This is a genomic window from Microcoleus sp. BR0-C5 (assembly GCF_036705045.1).
Lineage (GTDB): Bacteria > Cyanobacteriota > Cyanobacteriia > Cyanobacteriales > Microcoleaceae > Microcoleus.
The window spans coordinates 1-1,327 of sequence record NZ_JAUBTR010000204.1 but is presented as its reverse complement, the minus strand read 5'-3'; the positions used below and the strand labels follow the sequence as shown (position 1 = coordinate 1,327).

Below are 1,327 nucleotides of genomic sequence, written 5' to 3'. Positions count from 1 at the left end.
AGGGGCTTGCAATTAAATATAACCCCAGTTATGCTAGAAGGGTAGGAAACAAAAAATCTGACATGAGCGGTTGTGACCTCTGTGATTGGGATGCCAGAAATGATCTTGAGTGAGACCGTTAAATCGACGTTTAAGGATGCTGCCCAAAAACTGACAGGCTATCGCCGTCGAGACTTTATGGCAAAAGTGGCTGAAGACTACTTTAATGGTTCAGCCCGCAAAGTAGAAACATTTATGGGGTGGAACCGAGACAGTGTTCAACTGGGCTTACACGAACGACGAACCGGACTGATTTGTGTTGATAATTATCGGGTTCGGGGACGGCACAAAAGTGAAATTTTGCTGCCCAACTTAGAAGCCGATATTCGCTCTCTAGTCGATCCAGAGTCCCAGGCAGACCCCAAGTTTCAATCGACATTTTTGTATGCCCGGATCACGGCCCTCGCGGTACGGGAGGCATTAGTAAGTCAGAAAAACTACGACAGTGAGCAATTACCTTCTCGTCAGACAATTGGCGCGATTTTAAATCGAATGGGGTATCGCCTAAAAAAACACAAAAAACCAAGCCCTTGAAAAAAATTCCCGAAACTGATGCGATTTTTGAGAATGTATTAAAGGAAAATCAAGCCTCCGATCGAGATGTCAAGTCTCTGCGAATATCAATTGATACCAAAGCGAAAGTAAAAATTGGCAACCTGTCACGGGGCGGTAAAGCCAGAACCATCGAACCGAAATCGGCTGACGATCATGATACCGAGTGGCAAGGTATATTAGTCCCATTTGGCATTCTTAACACTCAAAGCGATCGACTATCGATTTATATGGGACAGTCCGCTGAAACTACAGATTTTATTGTGGATTGTCTAACAGATTGGTGGCACAATAACCAATTTGATTACACCGAACTCGAAGAATTAGTGATTGACCTTGATGGTGGTCCGGCAATCAGAAGCAATCGCACACAATTCATCAAACGCATCATCGAGTTATCTCAGGCAATTGGCTTAAGAATCCGACTAATTTACTATCCACCATATCTCGTGTAAGTATAACCCAATTGAACGCTGCCCAGCAGCACTTGAACACTATTGGAATGGTGCTATTTTAGATTCAGTTGAAACTGCCATAAACTGGGCAGCTCAAATGACGTGGCAAGGAATTAAACCCATTGTACATTTAGTTGAGACCATTTACGAGAAAGGAATAAAAGTCTTACCTCATGAGTTAAAAAAATATCTACCCTCATGGCAACGTTCTGAAACTTTACCCAAATGGGATATCAAGATTATCCCCATTTAATAGGTACTTTATTTTTCCGCAAGTCCCT

Annotated in this window: 1 protein-coding gene and 1 pseudogene; both read left to right on the top strand. The window is 42.7% G+C overall.

Annotated elements, in window-relative coordinates:
• Positions 1–90: 90 nt before the first annotated feature.
• Positions 91–1,046 (top strand): annotated as a pseudogene (locus QUB08_RS32300) (ISAzo13-like element transposase-related protein).
• The gene (locus QUB08_RS32295) at positions 1,027–1,299 is read left to right on the top strand and encodes an ISAzo13-like element transposase-related protein (RefSeq protein ID WP_445300984.1); all 273 of its coding nucleotides are present in this window, start codon (positions 1,027–1,029) and stop codon (positions 1,297–1,299) included. Before QUB08_RS32300 ends, QUB08_RS32295 begins: the two are co-directional and overlap by 20 nt.
• Positions 1,300–1,327 lie beyond the last annotated feature (28 nt).